The organism is Neobacillus sp. BP17, assembly GCF_059579525.1.
Genome location: NZ_CM184198.1, coordinates 2,971,052 through 2,986,267, shown reverse-complemented (window position 1 = coordinate 2,986,267; position 15,216 = coordinate 2,971,052). Strand labels below are relative to the sequence as shown.

At 38.2% G+C, this 15,216-nt stretch carries 15 protein-coding genes; 3 read left to right on the top strand and 12 right to left on the bottom strand.

What is annotated here, in order from left to right; translation table 11 throughout:
* Nucleotides 1-85 precede the first annotated feature (85 nt).
* From parC to AC4QJR_RS14410, 4 genes are all read right to left on the bottom strand, one after another.
* A complete protein-coding gene (gene parC / locus AC4QJR_RS14425) occupies nt 86-2,524 on the bottom strand; it encodes a DNA topoisomerase IV subunit A (protein ID WP_496523246.1) in 2,439 nt (812 codons plus the stop codon).
* Nucleotides 2,521-4,500, bottom strand: a complete 1,980-nt coding sequence (gene parE, locus AC4QJR_RS14420; protein ID WP_496523245.1) for a DNA topoisomerase IV subunit B — start codon at nt 4,498-4,500, stop codon at nt 2,521-2,523. The genes parC and parE overlap by 4 nt, the downstream gene beginning before the upstream one ends.
* A gap of 292 nt (nt 4,501-4,792) precedes the next feature.
* A complete protein-coding gene (locus AC4QJR_RS14415; protein WP_098571226.1) occupies nt 4,793-5,209 on the bottom strand; it encodes a CoA-binding protein in 417 nt (138 codons plus the stop codon).
* Between the two features lie 114 nt (nt 5,210-5,323).
* Nucleotides 5,324-6,238 (bottom strand): GGDEF domain-containing protein, encoded by a 915-nt coding sequence (locus AC4QJR_RS14410; RefSeq protein WP_496523244.1) that lies wholly within the window; start codon nt 6,236-6,238, stop codon nt 5,324-5,326.
* A 308-nt stretch (nt 6,239-6,546) separates the two neighbouring features.
* On the opposite strand from AC4QJR_RS14410, the gene plsY reads away from it, so the two are divergent.
* The 3 genes from plsY (at nt 6,547) to AC4QJR_RS14395 (ending at nt 9,274) form a co-directional block, all read left to right on the top strand.
* Nucleotides 6,547-7,146, top strand: coding sequence for a glycerol-3-phosphate 1-O-acyltransferase PlsY (gene plsY / locus AC4QJR_RS14405; protein WP_098571224.1), 600 nt, complete (start codon nt 6,547-6,549; stop codon nt 7,144-7,146).
* 128 nt (nt 7,147-7,274) lie between these two features.
* Nucleotides 7,275-8,426 (top strand): CapA family protein, encoded by a 1,152-nt coding sequence (locus tag AC4QJR_RS14400; RefSeq protein ID WP_375376980.1) that lies wholly within the window; start codon nt 7,275-7,277, stop codon nt 8,424-8,426.
* A gap of 44 nt (nt 8,427-8,470) precedes the next feature.
* Nucleotides 8,471-9,274 (top strand): CPBP family intramembrane glutamic endopeptidase, encoded by an 804-nt coding sequence (locus tag AC4QJR_RS14395; protein WP_496523243.1) that lies wholly within the window; start codon nt 8,471-8,473, stop codon nt 9,272-9,274.
* Nucleotides 9,275-9,296: 22 nt separating this feature from the next.
* On the opposite strand, the gene AC4QJR_RS14390 is transcribed toward AC4QJR_RS14395, so the two are convergent.
* From AC4QJR_RS14390 to mtnA, 8 genes are all read right to left on the bottom strand, one after another.
* Nucleotides 9,297-9,614, bottom strand: a complete 318-nt coding sequence (locus AC4QJR_RS14390; RefSeq protein WP_496523242.1) for a hypothetical protein — start codon at nt 9,612-9,614, stop codon at nt 9,297-9,299.
* Nucleotides 9,615-9,667: 53 nt separating this feature from the next.
* On the bottom strand, nt 9,668-10,096 hold the full coding sequence (locus AC4QJR_RS14385) for an acyl-CoA thioesterase (RefSeq protein ID WP_251459782.1): 429 nt from the start codon (nt 10,094-10,096) through the stop codon (nt 9,668-9,670).
* 28 nt (nt 10,097-10,124) lie between these two features.
* A complete protein-coding gene (locus tag AC4QJR_RS14380; protein WP_496523241.1) occupies nt 10,125-12,458 on the bottom strand; it encodes an AAA family ATPase in 2,334 nt (777 codons plus the stop codon).
* 96 nt (nt 12,459-12,554) lie between these two features.
* Nucleotides 12,555-12,785, bottom strand: a complete 231-nt coding sequence (gene tlp / locus AC4QJR_RS14375) for a small acid-soluble spore protein Tlp (RefSeq protein WP_098571218.1) — start codon at nt 12,783-12,785, stop codon at nt 12,555-12,557.
* 126 nt (nt 12,786-12,911) lie between these two features.
* Complete coding sequence (locus tag AC4QJR_RS14370) at nt 12,912-13,052, bottom strand: acid-soluble spore protein N (RefSeq protein ID WP_026567323.1); 141 nt, start codon at nt 13,050-13,052, stop codon at nt 12,912-12,914.
* Nucleotides 13,053-13,119: 67 nt separating this feature from the next.
* The gene (locus AC4QJR_RS14365; RefSeq protein ID WP_496523240.1) at nt 13,120-13,251 is read right to left on the bottom strand and encodes an FbpB family small basic protein; all 132 of its coding nucleotides are present in this window, start codon (nt 13,249-13,251) and stop codon (nt 13,120-13,122) included.
* Nucleotides 13,252-13,390: 139 nt separating this feature from the next.
* A complete protein-coding gene (locus AC4QJR_RS14360; RefSeq protein WP_098576457.1) occupies nt 13,391-13,927 on the bottom strand; it encodes a TlpA family protein disulfide reductase in 537 nt (178 codons plus the stop codon).
* Between the two features lie 120 nt (nt 13,928-14,047).
* Complete coding sequence (gene mtnA / locus AC4QJR_RS14355; RefSeq protein WP_098576456.1) at nt 14,048-15,097, bottom strand: S-methyl-5-thioribose-1-phosphate isomerase; 1,050 nt, start codon at nt 15,095-15,097, stop codon at nt 14,048-14,050.
* Between the last annotated feature and the right edge of the window lie 119 nt (nt 15,098-15,216).

Below are 15,216 nucleotides of genomic sequence, written 5' to 3'. Positions count from 1 at the left end.
AGAAGCTCTATTACTTGTTAGTATGACCAGTTTTGGAAAAAAGATGAAAAGGGACACTCTAATTTTTAGAGTGTCCCTTAATCATTTATTCACTAGGTTTTTCCGATGCAGATACTTTCCAAACAGTCGTAACCTTTCCGTTTTCCTCTTCATCCAAAATAAATGAACCATTGGAATAACGGTCACTGTAGTGAATATCGATTGTATTAAGTTCCTCGAGATGTCCTTTTTCCGTTTGGATAAAAATCACATCTTGCTCATTGGCAATATCAAATCCTGCAATGCGGTGTGGATTTGATTTAAGTTCCCTTAAAATGACTACACCGCGTTTGGCACGAGTAGCTTTTTCAAATTCTTTCATTTTCATTCTCTTTACAGCTCCACGCTGTGTAGCGATAACGATCGTTTCGTTACTGTCTGGATGAATGATTTTTCCACCAATCACGAAATCATCATCTTTTAAATTAATCCCTTTCACACCTGCAGCACGAGCACCTACTATACTAATTTCTTCTTCATGAAACCATAAGGCATATCCTAAGTGGGTAATCAAGAATAATTCATTTGTTCCATCGGTTAAATGAACATCAATTACTTGATCATCATCCTTTAGATTGATACCAACAAGTGGTTTAGAATATCGTTGTGCTTTATACTGTTTTAGCTCCGTTTTCTTGGCCATGCCATTTTTCGTGATAAAGACAAGGAATAGGTCAGCCTCAAAGTCTTTGACTGGAATCGCCTGAATGATTTCTTCATCACGGTCAATTGGAATGATATTAGCCACATGTTGTCCAAGGTCTTTCCAGCGAATATCTGGCAGCTCATGAACAGGACAGAATAAGTAGTTTCCTTTATTTGTGAAGAGAAGCAGGACATCCTTCGTATTCATTTCGAGTTGCGCTAATAAACGGTCTGAATCCTTCATTGCTAAATCCTGACCATTGGAAGCTGCATAGGAACGAGTACTTGTCCGTTTTACGTATCCATGTTTCGTAATCGTTACAATAACATCTTCACTTGGGACTGTAACCTCAAGATTGATTTTTAATTCTTCAATTTCTGCCTCAATCTTCGAACGCCGTTCATCTGCAAAGCGTTTTTTTACGTCCTTTAATTCTTTTTTAATAACGGAGAAAAGAGTTTTCTCACTTGCTAAAATGCTTGTAAGCTCTTCGATTTTCTTCGCTAACTCTTCCGCTTCCTGTCTTAAGGCAGTGATATCGGTGTTTGTTAAACGATATAGCTGTAAGGAAACAATTGCTTCTGATTGCGGCTCTGTAAAGTCAAACTTTGCAATCAAATTGTCCTTCGCGTCGCGTTTGTCCTTAGATGCACGAATGGTGGCAATTACTTCATCAAGGATCGATAAAGCCTTCATCAGACCTTCAACAATATGTTGTCGTTCTCTGGCTTTATTCAGATCGTATTGAGATCTTCTTGTGACCACTTCTTTTTGGTGCTCAATATAAGCATCCAATAATTCTCTAAGACCCATTAATTTCGGACGTTTCTTATGAATGGCAACCATATTAAAATTATAGGTTACTTGAAGATCACTATTTTTATATAAATAGTTCAAGACACCTGCTGAATCGGCATCTTTCTTCAGTTCAATAACTATTCTGAGGCCGGTCCGATCTGTTTCATCACGAATTTCAGAGATTCCTTCCACTTTACGATCAAGACGGAACTCATCCATTTTTTTGACGAGATTGGCTTTATTCACCTCATAGGGAATTTCCGTAATAACGATTTGCTGCTTACCGCCGCGAACCTCTTCAATGTCGGCTTTGCTGCGAACGATAATTTTTCCTTTACCAGTTTCATAGGCTTTTTTAATTCCATCAATGCCTTGAATGATACCCCCCGTAGGGAAATCTGGTCCTTTGATAATCGTCATGAGTTCCTCTACGGAACAATCAGAATGGTCCATTCTCTTAATTACTCCGTCAATGACTTCACCAAGGTGATGCGGAGGAATATCTGTTGCATACCCAGCAGATATTCCTGTTGATCCATTGACAAGAAGGTTAGGGAACATCGCTGGTAAAACTGTTGGCTCTTTGGAAGTATCATCAAAGTTAGGAATAAATTCAACCGTATCTTTTTCGATATCACGCATTAATTCTGCGGCAATCGCTGATAGCCTTGCTTCTGTATAACGCATCGCAGCAGGCGGGTCACCATCGACGCTGCCGTTGTTACCATGCATTTGCACAAGAACATTTCGAACCTTCCAGTCCTGACTCATCCGTACCATGGCCTCGTAAACAGAGGAATCACCATGTGGATGGTAGTTACCAATAACGTTACCGACAGTTTTTGCAGATTTACGAAAACCTTTATCGTGTGTATTTCCTTCAAAATGCATTGCATAAAGAATTCTCCGCTGCACCGGTTTTAGACCGTCACGTGCATCCGGAAGAGCTCGTTCTTGAATAATATATTTACTATATCGACCAAAACGATCACCAATGACATCTTCTAGAGGCAAGTCTCGGAATTTTTCAGTTGCACTCATCCTTCAGAACCCTCCTCGGCGACCGTAATATTTTCATTTTCTAAGATGGTGTCATCTTCTTCTAACCCAAATGCGACATTCGTCTCAATCCACTTACGGCGCGGCTCAACTTTATCGCCCATAAGAGTGGTAACGCGGCGTTCTGCTCTAGCCGCATCATCGATTTTTACCCGAATCAACGTCCTTGTTTCAGGATCCATCGTTGTTTCCCATAGTTGATCGGCGTTCATTTCGCCAAGTCCTTTATAGCGCTGGATAATATAGCCTCTGCCTACTTTCTTGATGGCTCCTTGAAGTTCATCATCATTCCAAGCATATTCGATAATTTCTTTCTTGCCCGTTCCCTTGCTTACTTTATAAAGCGGAGGTAAGGCAATAAACACTTTCCCTGCTTCTAACAACGGCTTCATATAGCGATAAAAGAAAGTAAGCAATAGAACTTGAATATGTGCCCCATCTGTATCGGCATCGGTCATAATGACAATTTTATCGTAATTGATATCTTCGACACTAAAATCGGAACCGACTCCGCCGCCGATGGCATGGATAATCGTATTGATTTCTTCATTCTTAAAAATATCAGCGAGCTTGGCTTTTTCTGTATTAATGACCTTACCTCTGAGTGGAAGAACTGCTTGAAAACGTCGGTCACGTCCCTGTTTCGCTGAGCCTCCCGCAGAATCACCTTCAACCAGGTAGATTTCGTTTCTTTGCGGATTACGTGATTGTGCAGGTGTTAGTTTACCAGATAAGACAGCATCTGAACGCTTGCGTTTTTTTCCGCTGCGTGCGTCCTCACGTGCTTTTCTGGCTGCCTCTCTTGCTTGATAGGCTTTGATAGATTTTTTGATAAGAAGGGAGCTAATATCAGGATTCTCTTCTAGAAAATAGGAGAGGTGTTCAGAAACAACTGAATCGACGGCTGATCTAGCTTCACTTGTTCCTAATTTCCCTTTTGTTTGTCCTTCAAACTGGAGCAATTCTTCCGGGATTCGAACGGAGATAATTGCCGATAATCCTTCACGGATATCTGCGCCATCAAGGTTTTTGTCTTTGTCTTTTAAGAATGATACCTTACGAGCATAATCATTGAATACTCTTGTCATCGCAGTTTTTGCCCCGGCTTCATGGGTACCGCCATCTCTTGTGCGGACATTATTGACAAAGGAGAGGACATTTTCAGAATAGCCATCATTAAATTGAAACGCAAAGTCCACTTCAATTCCATGCTGGGATCCTTCCAAACTGACAACTGGATGGAGGACATCCTTTTCTTCGTTTAAATAGGCAACGAATGCTTCAATCCCATTTTCATAATGGAAGACTTCATGGAAATCATTTCGGTCATCTATAATTTCGATTTTCAAACCTTTTAACAAGAAGGCTGACTCCCTTAACCTCTCACATAACGTTTCGAAATTAAAAGTGGTCGTTGAAAAAATAGTTGGATCTGGCTTGAAATGAATCGTTGTACCGGTTTGATTGGTTTTGCCGATTTTTTCGAGGGTTGTTATCGGTTTTCCCCCATTTTCAAAACGCTGTTCATATACGAAACCGTCCCGTTTAATGGTGACAGTTAGCCATTCTGATAAGGCATTAACAACAGATGCCCCTACACCGTGCAAACCGCCGCTTGTTTTATAACCGCCTTGGCCAAATTTACCGCCGGCATGAAGCACTGTTAATATAACCTCTGGTGTTGGTTTCCCCATTTTGTGCATACCAGTAGGCATTCCGCGTCCACGGTCATTTACACTAATAGAATTATCTTTGTGTATTTTTACAATGATTTGATCACCGAATCCACCAAGAGCCTCATCGACAGAATTGTCGACAATCTCATAAACAAGATGATGGAGACCGCGTGAATCAGTGCTGCCAATGTACATTCCTGGACGTTTTCTAACCGCCTCAAGACCTTCAAGTACCTGTATGGCATCATCATTATAATCAAAAACTTGCTGATTTCTTGCCACTAAAATACCCCTTTCATTCCCTACAAAAAGAAGTATCCTTCTAATTGCTCATGAACTAATTGATTAGTCATTCTTTATATAATCTTTTATAAAATTAAAAAATAGAACCAATGTTTGCCGCTTCTTATTTTAACATAAATCTTGCGGCGTCTATGCTATATTGTAGCGATTTATTTCGATTTAGCAAATACGTAATTTTAAACAACATATTTTTGTAATAATATAATCATCGGTTTGAAGCGAGTTAAAAATAAAAAAACTGCTAAATATTAGCAGTTTTAGGGTTCGATTTTTAAGCTTTAGATATCGCATGTTCGACTTTAATGCAACGATTCATTATAACCGTATATCCCTTGTTTTTTAAGAATTCATAGGCTTCTTCGTTTTCAAGGCCAAGCTGTGCCCAGTAGATATCTGCATCAATCTCATCAAACTCCTTAGCTACATCGAACAATTGTTCTGACCTGCGGAAAACATTAACAATGTCCACATGTCCTTCGATATCTTTGAGAGATGCAACAGCCTTTACTCCTAATGCAGAATCAATTGTGGGATTTACCGGGATAATTTCATAGCCAGCTTTTTGCATCGCTTCAGACACTTGGTAAGAAGTTCGTTCAGGATTATTACTCAAACCAACTACCGCAATTCTTTTTGCCTTTTTTAAAATATTACCAATTTCATTGCGACTTGGATTTTCAATAGTCATCATATTCACTCCTAGGGTCTTTTTCTTTATTTTACCTATTTTTTCAAAAAAAACATAATAAACAGCTTAAAGGGTCTCAATCTTTACTTCTTAGTTGTAAAGAGTTACACCGTTTCATCCACGGTCTTTTGAAATAGACAGTGCATGATTCGCCTCCAAAATTAACTCCTCTTTCGCTTTCCCTTTAGAAAACACGGAGATTCCAAAGCTGCAAGTGATTTGATCGATATTCTCAAAGTGAAATTCCTCAATAATTGAACGGATGGATTCTGATAATTCCTGTGCCCCATTTCCGTCGGTACCAGGAGTGAGTAATATGAATTCTTCTCCACCCCAACGGACAAAAATATCTGATTCGCGAATCCGTTGTTGAACGATGATGGAAATAGTAGAGAGTACTTTATCACCTGCATCATACCCAAACTGTTCATTCACATGTTTAAAGAAATCAATATCCATGATAATCATCGATAAGGGCTGATTTAATCGTTCTGCTCGCCTCATTTCCACTTCTAAGATCGCATTCATTTCCAATTGGTTTATACTGTATGTTAAAGAATCCATTAGGAAAAATTGTTTGTTCCCACTCTTCTCATTCTCTAAATGAGTGATATCCATACAGACACATAAATATTGGTTTGAACCCGGTATGGACTCATACTGTAAATTAAAGTAACTCTCTTCACTACTGCTGTTGATCCAGTGCATATTTACAGAGTTTTTCCCCGTTTCGATGATTTCTTCAAACCATCTACTTTTGTCGATTGGATAAAAATAATTGGCATCATCTACAAAAAAACTAGAGAGGTATTTCAATATAGGTAGCTGTGTCTGTGCCTTACTAATGCCAGTAAAATTACTAAAAGCTTGATTGAATTCGATAATCTCCTCGTTGTCAATCACAAAGATTAGGTGATTTTGAAAGTTCATTAAAGCTCTCGTTAACTTCTTTTGTTTGGATATTTCTTTTTCAAGCTGTTTCACATCTTTGTATTGGTAAGTTAAGTATGGGTGATTATTAGCCGCCACTTTTGAAGCACCTCTTTCTTTCATTCAGGATAATATGATAAAACCGACCATTGATTACGAAACTTGGGCCGGTTTAATATGTATTTCTATGATTTTATCTAAATTATATTGACTCCATGCAAGGCTTTCAATGAATTAACAAATGGTTTGAAAATTCTCCTTATTTTCGTAATAAATTTGACTCTATTTGTTCTTACTTTTGACCGTAATCAAAAAAGCAAGAACATGTGAAAGGATTAATAGTGTTTTTTCTTAATTCCATGGTAAAATAGAAGGACTGGATCTTTTTGTAGAAGGAGAATTTGTTAATGATTCAAATTATTTTAGTAGTTATTCTGGCATATTTACTTGGTTCGATCCCCTCTGGTTTAATTATCGGAAAGGTTTTTTATAAAACAGATATTCGTGAACATGGGAGTGGAAATTTAGGAGGAACCAATACCTTTCGTACCCTCGGTGTGAAAGCTGGATTAGTCGTTACACTTGCTGACATCCTGAAAGGGACCTTAGCTGCCGCCTTACCGCATCTTTTCCAAGTTGATATAAACCCATTATTGGCAGGTATTTTTGCAGTGGTCGGACACACCTATCCAATCTTCGCCGGGTTTCGTGGCGGAAAAGCGGTTGCTACCTCTGGTGGTGTCGTATTGTTTTATGCACCTTATATGTTTATTACTGTATTAATTTTCTTTTTTATTAGTTTATACCTATCAAAATATGTTTCCTTATCATCGATGGTTGCAGGGGTTACAGCCGTGATGTTTGCCATTGTTTCAGGGGTAGTTGGTGAATGGGACATCCCTCTTCTCATCGTCGTCCTGTTCCTTGCGTCGTTTGTCATTTATCGTCACCGAGCAAATATTAAACGAATTATGAATAAGACCGAGCCCAAGATTAAATGGCTATAGCAAAAAAGAACCGGGATTTTTCGGTTCTTTTTTATATGTTAAAAACTCCTAATTAAGCAAAGAATAGTTTTAAAATTATACAAGAATATACTATAGTATAATTATCAGATAAAAGATAAGGAGTAATTATGAAAAGGCATGCCCTACCTTCAGTTATAATTATTTTTGTTTGTATTGCTTTAGCATCATTCCTTTTTATTCAACAATGGCAAAACACGACCGAGGATGAACAAAAAGTTTTACCGGCAAAAAATCTTCAAACCCGTTCTTCATTGCTGGTCAATCGAGAAATGACAGAAAAAATAACCATTGGAGCTATTGGAGATATCCTTATTCACGATAATGTATATCAAGATGCCTTTAATGGAGCTACATATGAATTTGACCCGATGTTTGAGAACGTAAAAACTCTATTAAAAAAACCAGACGTATTAACTGCCAATCAAGAAAGCACGATAGGCGGAAAAACATTAGGGCTTGCTGGTTATCCACGGTTTAATAGTCCTTACGAGTTGGCAGATGCTCTTGTACACACAGGAGTAGATATTGTATCTACTGCCAATAATCATACCTTAGATAAAGGTGAAAAAGGGATTAAGTCAGAGGCTGACTATTTAGAAAGTATTGGTTTACCTCACGTTGGAAGCTTCCTTGATGAAAAGGACCGCCAAAAATTGCGGATTTTAAATAAAAATGGGATAAAGATTGCTTTTCTCTCCTATACATACGGAACGAACGGAATCCCGGTTCCAAACGGAAAGGATTTTCTCGTCAATCTGATAAATCGAGAAACGATGCGTGATGAGATTCATCGCGCCAAAAAGGAAGCCGATGTCATTGTTATGAGTATCCATTGGGGAGATGAGTACCACCGAATGCCTAACAAAGAACAAAAGGATTTGGCAAGATTTCTCGCAAATGAAGGTGTCGACATTATTTTTGGATCTCATCCGCATGTTCTTCAACCCATGGAATGGATCAAAACAAAGGATGGAAGAAAAGCGTTTGTTGTCTATTCATTAGGAAATTTTATCTCATCACAACGTAATGATTATAAGGATATAGGTGGTTTAGCTACGATTGGCATTACAAAACATATATCAGGTAATGGAAACTCGATTGAATTGTCGAACCCGCATTTTTATCCCACCTATGTCTCTAGTAAAAGAAATCATAATTTCCGTGTAATCCCTTTAGAAAATGCTGGTTCATTTGGTCTTCGTAACGCCAAAGGAAAGTACACGGAAATTCAAGATCACATGATGAAGTGGCTCCGTTAAAACGGAGCCTTTTTATTCTCAGATGAATGACAGGAGAAGATCGGATGGAATGGATAAAGCGGAAAGGGCTCTGGATTTCCGGGTATTTTTTACTCATGATGTTTCTATTTACAAGAGGGTTTTACCACCCTTTTTTTGTGTTATTAATTGGTTTATTTTTAATCATTGTTTTTTTAAAAGAAGAGAATCGCCTTTTTGGTTGGATGATTATTTCATTTTTTCTCGGAAATCTCTTGCTTGGATACATGGATCATTTTATTGAGAGTTTTCATTTATCTCCTTTTTTGCTTATCATGATGAGTCAATTATTATTGTTGATTCCTATTTTAATGATTAGCTTTGTGGTTAAGCAGTTTAACCAAGAAATAACGCCTTACTTTCACCGGCCGAACTTCACTGAAGAAATTCAACTTCCTTTTAAAATTGTTTTTTCCTTTAGGAGATTTGTTCTTATATTTGGACTAATGGCTGTTCTATTTTTAGGTATCACACTTCAATTTCAAAAAGATGGCCTGCATTGGCTTCCGTTTCTATTGATTTTGTTATTCGCATTGGTAAATGCGATTCTTGATGAAATATTATGGCGTGGAATCCTTCTCCCGAAACTGATCAGACATACCTCTCAACCAATTGGGATAGTCATTACGAGCATCGCTTTCGGTATCAACACCACCATGTTTGGTTTTTCAGCAATAATATGTATGATTTATATTTTTCTAGGATTCATGTTAGCTTTTTTAACGGTCAAATCACGAAGTGTTCTTCCTGCGATGATTGCACATACATACGTCACAACCATCTTGCTACTAAACGGGGTAATGTCCATCCCTGTATATTATGGTTCATAGCAAAAAGCACACTTAAAGATGGTTACTCTTCAAGTGTGCCCTGATTCTTTTTCCAAATATGTTCTAACAATCCTTCTTTATGTAAAATGTCTCGTTGGCGGTCACCAAGTAAATCAAAATGAGAATAACCATCCTTACGAACATGAATCCATTCTTTTTTTAAGCCATGTTTTTGTCCCCATGCTGCTAATTGCTCAAGATTGTTACAACCAACCTTGGTTACCGTATTGCATCCTGGAAAGCGGTCATCTAACCAATAATGGGTTAAAAAAGCTAATTCTCCATTATCAATTTTTCTCTTCCACTCGATGACTTCCTGCCGTTTGATTCCAAAAGCCATCTAAGTCACCCCATTCCTAAAAGACTTATGCCCTCACATGTGTTATAAATTGTTTATTTTTTCTTAATATCTTCATATTTTAAGAACCACTCTGGGAAGGCTTTTTTGAAGGAAGTCGGTCTAAAGTTATCTTTCTTAACAATAATGTGTGTGGTCTTCCCCTCCACACATATCTCGTCATCACCATTTACAACCTTATAACCATATACCGTTTTGATGCCGTCATTTAATTCAACCCAAGTTTTTACAAAACCTCGATCACCATACCGTAACGGTTTTTTATAGGTCGCTTGGACGTCATATACTGGGGCAAAATAACCTGACTCCTCCATTGCGAGATAACTATAGCCTAGGTCCTCAATAAACCCAGTTCTGCCAAGTTCAAAGTATTTAAGATAATTAGCGTGGTAAATGACTCCCATCATATCCGTGTCCGCATAATAGAGTTGAATTTCTCGAGTTGAAATAAAATAGTTTTCCATTGGCCCTCACCCTTTCTTCGATTGGTCGTTACATTTTATTGATCGCCTTTATTACATCTTCAACCTCAAGTAGGAGTGACTTTTCAAAAAGATCTTCCCCATCTTCCACTTCCATTAACCTTGAGGCCTGTGCTTGAATCATTTCATCCACCATATTAGTAGCAAAACGGCCATTTCCTTTAAAGGATTCTTGATCCATTTTACTCAATAACAGCCCTGTAGCATCACTTGATAACTGGTATTGATAACTTTCTGCATATACAGTCATAATTTCAAGCAGTTCTTCAGAAGAATAGTCTGGAAATAAGAAGAACTTTTTAAACCTTGAGCGAAGCCCTGGATTACTTTCTAAAAGCAGGTCCATTTCATGTGGATAACCCGCCAGGACTACCACTAAGTTTTCATTGTGCTTTGTCATTTCATCGACTAGTGTATCGATGACTTCTTTACCAAAATCTCCTGATGTTGAACTGAAAAGTGAATAGGCTTCGTCAATAAATAGGACTCCCCCAAGAGCTTCTTTAATCTTTTTTTTCGTTTTTCCGGCAGTTTGTCCTACATATCCTGCCACAAAATCTGCTCTGCTTGCGACAATTAGATGACCTCGTTTTAACATACCGCAGTCCTTCAAAAGCTCTGCATAAATCTTAGCTACGGTTGTTTTTCCTGTTCCAGGATTGCCGGTGAAAACCGCATGTAATTGAATAGGCACTGGAGAAAGCCCTTTTTCCGAGCGGTATTGCTGCATCTTAACAAAGGAAATCAATGACCTCATTTCCATCTTTAATTCGTCTAAACCAATAAGCCGGTCTAATTTTTCATAAGGGGATTCTTCAACTTCTTTTTTTGCTATTAGAAAATCTTCTTGATTCAATAACATAAATTCAAGGATATTATCGTCAGAGACTTCCTTATTAGAGCCCTTTTTGAAAATCGCATCGATGACGATATTGCGGACTGTTCGTGCATTTCCAAAGGTATCATCCACCCGCTCACGTTCTAGTCGATGATTAATTTCAATTTTCGCTTCGTCGCTAAGGAAATAATCATTATCTGCTGAAACTTTTTCAGCTATTTTTATTAACTCTTCATTTGAATAATTAGGTAAATGAATGAGGTTTGACTGTGGAAAGCGACTGCGTAACCCTGGATTTGCATCCAAAAAGGTGCGCATTTCTTCGGGATAGCCAGCCAAAATAACTGCAAATCTCCCGCCAAACTCACTTCCAGTCATCAGGGAAACTAACGTATCAATGGCAGCTTGACCATAATCATTTCCTGTTTGTCCCTCGCGCTTCAAACTGTATGCTTCATCAATAAATAGCACACCACCAATGGAGCGTTCCACAACGGTGCGGACATTTTCTTCAGTTTGTCCTACGAAGGAACCCACAAGCTGGGAGCGGTCGGTCTCGATCACTTCCTCTCGAGGCAGGACTCCTAACTCATGATAAATTTTTGCTAATAAGCGGGCAAGTGTGGTTTTCCCTGTTCCCGGATTTCCGGTTAAAATCATATTTAGACTCAAATCGTCCTGCATTTGAAATCCTAAATCTTTCCGCTTTTTTTGATACTTGAGAAAGCGGTAAAAGTCATTTACCCGATTCTTGACAAACTCCATTCCAACCATATCATTTAGTTGATCTAATGCATTGATTTGATCGGTGACAGATTGTTTGTTTTCTTCGTAAAATTGCTTTTGCCAAGTTTCTTTGATTTCATCTAAATTGGATAAATGCAATTTTAAATCATCATAATAGGTGGAGGTATGGAAAACACCTGTAATTGATTGGTCATACTCCTCTACGGCCTTTAATAGCTTGCCTGTTTCATCGATTGCAGCAGAGTATAATTCAAACATCTGATTATACCGTTGATACACTTCCTTCGTACTCAAGGTTGCAGAGAATTCTCTTTTTGCGGCTAAATCTGTTTGTATTTCGTCTGCATTATTTAAAAAATTTTGACATACTTCTATGTACTGTTCGGCTGTTTTCTTTTTTGCCGTCCGGTTATCTGTTTCTCGCATTGCAGGAAATGTAAGAGGCAAGAGTATATCCGCTAATTTTTTCGAATCCTTTTGTAACATATATTCTCTAGCCGCTTGATTATTTGGATTTAAATTAAGTGCTCTTTCCATCCAAATTGCAGCCATTTTATCCTGTTCATTTCGGCCAATCCGCGAGAGTGCGGCAATTGTTAACAGTTTTGATAAGGTGACAGGATTGGATTCATCTGTCAACGCAGAAATTAATGCACTTTCATTAGAAATCGAACCATTTTGATTTAGTTCCATTTCCCATCGTTTGAGTTTTTCCTCATTATTATTAATGTGCTGGTTTACAATTTGTCTCAAAATCATCACTTCTTCTTCAAAATTTCCTTTCTATCTTACCATAACAATCACTCCATACCTAAACAAAAGACCTGTCCACAATGAACAGGTCTGCCCTCGATTTCAGCTTTGTTGGTTGTGTGCTTCATCTTTAATTTCTGACCGGAAGGAGTCAATGCTTTCCCGACGGCGTTCGTTTTTCGCCTCAATTTCCTGGCGTTGTGTCTCGCTGTCGGTAAGTGCTAATGATTCTTCCGCTGCTTCAATATTATTTTCCGTATTCTGAATCATTGCTTGCAGCTTTTCAACGTTATCACTGCGATCATCTGGATTCGGTTTGTTATTATAGGCCATTGTATTTCCTCCTAGGGTGTAATTGGTACAGATATAGTTTGTTTCGGACTGAAAAAAATAAACAAGATTTTTTTTAAAAACAAAAAAGACTCACTGGCTTTCACCAGTCAAGTCTTAAATTCATTGTTATTCACCTTTTGTTTGTATTACTTGGGCGTGTTCGCCTGAAGTATCATTCATTTTCTTTCCTTTATTCCCGCTAAAGCCACGTGGTTGTGTTCCAACGTGATCTGGTTGAAAACGTTTCGTTTGATATTTTTTACCCATGTCATGATCCCTCCTTATTTACATTTTGTCCTAGAGGAAGGAAAACATGATTGGTAAACTTTTTTAGTTATTCTGCTTTACCGAGACGTTTTTCTTCTAAGCGCTGTTCAATCTTGTCCATCGCAGCGCGATCTTTTAATAGTTGTGTTTTATTTTCAGATACTAGCTCAGCAAATGAGCGTTTTCTTGGTTTTCTCATCGGTATCACCGTCCTTAGTTCCTATTCTAACAGTTATTATGCCCGGAAACGGTTGCAATTATTACAACTTTTTGAAAATTTTAAAGAAAAGCCTTTCACACTAAAAAAGACATTGGAATCATCCAACGTCTTTTTTAGTCTATTTTAACTTGCTGGTAAAATCTTTCATATCATCAAGTTTCATTTCACCGATATATTTGTTCTGTATGTTTCCTTTACTATCAATAAAATACGTAGTTGGTATGGATAGGACTTGATAAGTTTCATTTACAGTATCTTCTGCATCAAGAAGAATTGGAAAAGTAATTTTATTTTTATCTACAAAACCTTGGACATCTAATTGAGGATCAATGTTAACAGCTAAAATGACAACATCCTTTGGCATCTGCTTTGAAAATTGCTCCATTGCCGGCATTTCTGCCTTACATGGAGGACACCAGGTTGCCCAAAAGTTCAGCATCACTTTTTTGCCTTTTAAATTAGACAGCTTTACCTTTTCTCCGGTAAGTGTTTTCAGTTCAAAATCAGGTGCTTTTGCTCCAACAGCGAGACCTTCTTGACTTGCTGTGGGTTGACTCTTCGTTTCGGGAGTTTCTGAAGTCTTATCCATGGCTTGAACAATCGCGACGGTAAGTAAGGATACAAGTATTACGGTTGCAATTACTTTTTTTATCATTCCCGAATCCTCCTTTACATCATAATCTGCTACATTGATTTTACACTATAATCTTAGGTGAAACCAAACAAGGATATGCCGAAACTGTGACAATTTACAAAAAACAATCCGCTTCCACTCTTAGGATTGAAAGAGTTTCACCAGTTCTCCCTGGTAATTTCCTTTTATTATCCCTTTTTCAGTAATGATTGCGGTAACAAGTTCATTTGGTGTGACATCAAACGCAGGATTAAATACTTTCACACCTTCAGGGGCGGTCCTTTTTCCAAAGCCATCCGTAATTTCAGATGCATCTCTTTCCTCGATTGGGATATCGGTACCTGTTTTTGTATCCAAATCTATCGTTGAGGTCGGTGCTGCCACGTAGAAAGGGATATTATGGGCTTTTGCTAATAGGGCAACCCCGTATGTCCCGATTTTGTTGGCTACATCACCATTGGCTGCAACGCGATCACAACCGACAATCACTGCTTGCACCCAGCCCTTTTGCATCACCATTGCGGCCATATTGTCGGTAATGAGAGTAACATCTATGCCAGCCTGCATTAGTTCCCATGCAGTTAATCGCGCACCTTGTAGCAGCGGCCTTGTTTCATCAGCAAAAACTTTGATATCCCAGCCCTTTTCTTTTGCTAAATAAAGTGGTGCTAAAGCTGTTCCATATCTCGCAGTAGCGATCCCGCCCGCATTGCAATGGGTTAGAATCCCCATGCCGTCCTCTAATAGGTTTAAAGCATGCTTTCCAATGGTCCGACATACTTCTTCATCTTCATTACGAATGTTATGAGCTTCTTCTTCCAAGGCTTCTTTGATTTGATTAATCGGTAATTCCTTCTCTTTAAGTGCTCGTTCATTCATTCGTTTCAAGGCCCAAAACAAGTTCACGGCTGTTGGTCGTGATGATGCCAAATAATCTGATTGCTTTTGTAAATGTTCATAAAACTCTTCAAAAGAACTTTCTGGAGCATCTTTGATCCCAAGCACTAATCCATACGCTGCAGCTATGCCAATTGCCGGCGCTCCACGAACTTTAAGTTGTTTAATGGCATCCCAGGCATCTTCGATTTTTTTTGTTTCGAGAAATTCTGTAATGTTTGGTATTTTGGTTTGATCGAGTATTTTTAGTACTCCGTTTTCATAGGAAACGGATTGTAAGTATGTGTTTTCCATTTTAAAGCATCCCTTCAACTTTATGTAAATTCTTGTTAAGTTTTTAGAATCATTCCTTCAACTTCACCCAATGTAATTTTAACAATATCCGAGACATATGCAATACTTTCATTTTTTTA

Bases quoted from the DNA above. Each gene is read 5' to 3' on its own strand.
- parC (WP_496523246.1), bottom strand. From the start codon at position 2,524: ATGAGTGCAACTGAAAAATTCCGAGACTTGCCTCTAGAAGATGTCATT.
- AC4QJR_RS14415 (WP_098571226.1), bottom strand. From the start codon at position 5,209: ATGACTATTGAAAATCCAAGTCGCAATGAAATTGGTAATATTTTAAAA.
- plsY (WP_098571224.1), top strand. From the start codon at position 6,547: ATGATTCAAATTATTTTAGTAGTTATTCTGGCATATTTACTTGGTTCG.
- AC4QJR_RS14400 (WP_375376980.1), top strand. From the start codon at position 7,275: ATGAAAAGGCATGCCCTACCTTCAGTTATAATTATTTTTGTTTGTATT.
- AC4QJR_RS14395 (WP_496523243.1), top strand. From the start codon at position 8,471: ATGGAATGGATAAAGCGGAAAGGGCTCTGGATTTCCGGGTATTTTTTA.
- AC4QJR_RS14390 (WP_496523242.1), bottom strand. From the start codon at position 9,614: ATGGCTTTTGGAATCAAACGGCAGGAAGTCATCGAGTGGAAGAGAAAA.
- AC4QJR_RS14385 (WP_251459782.1), bottom strand. From the start codon at position 10,096: ATGGAAAACTATTTTATTTCAACTCGAGAAATTCAACTCTATTATGCG.
- AC4QJR_RS14380 (WP_496523241.1), bottom strand. From the start codon at position 12,458: ATGATTTTGAGACAAATTGTAAACCAGCACATTAATAATAATGAGGAA.
- tlp (WP_098571218.1), bottom strand. From the start codon at position 12,785: ATGGCCTATAATAACAAACCGAATCCAGATGATCGCAGTGATAACGTT.
- AC4QJR_RS14370 (WP_026567323.1), bottom strand. From the start codon at position 13,052: ATGGGTAAAAAATATCAAACGAAACGTTTTCAACCAGATCACGTTGGA.
- AC4QJR_RS14365 (WP_496523240.1), bottom strand. From the start codon at position 13,251: ATGAGAAAACCAAGAAAACGCTCATTTGCTGAGCTAGTATCTGAAAAT.
- AC4QJR_RS14360 (WP_098576457.1), bottom strand. From the start codon at position 13,927: ATGATAAAAAAAGTAATTGCAACCGTAATACTTGTATCCTTACTTACC.
- mtnA (WP_098576456.1), bottom strand. From the start codon at position 15,097: ATGGAAAACACATACTTACAATCCGTTTCCTATGAAAACGGAGTACTA.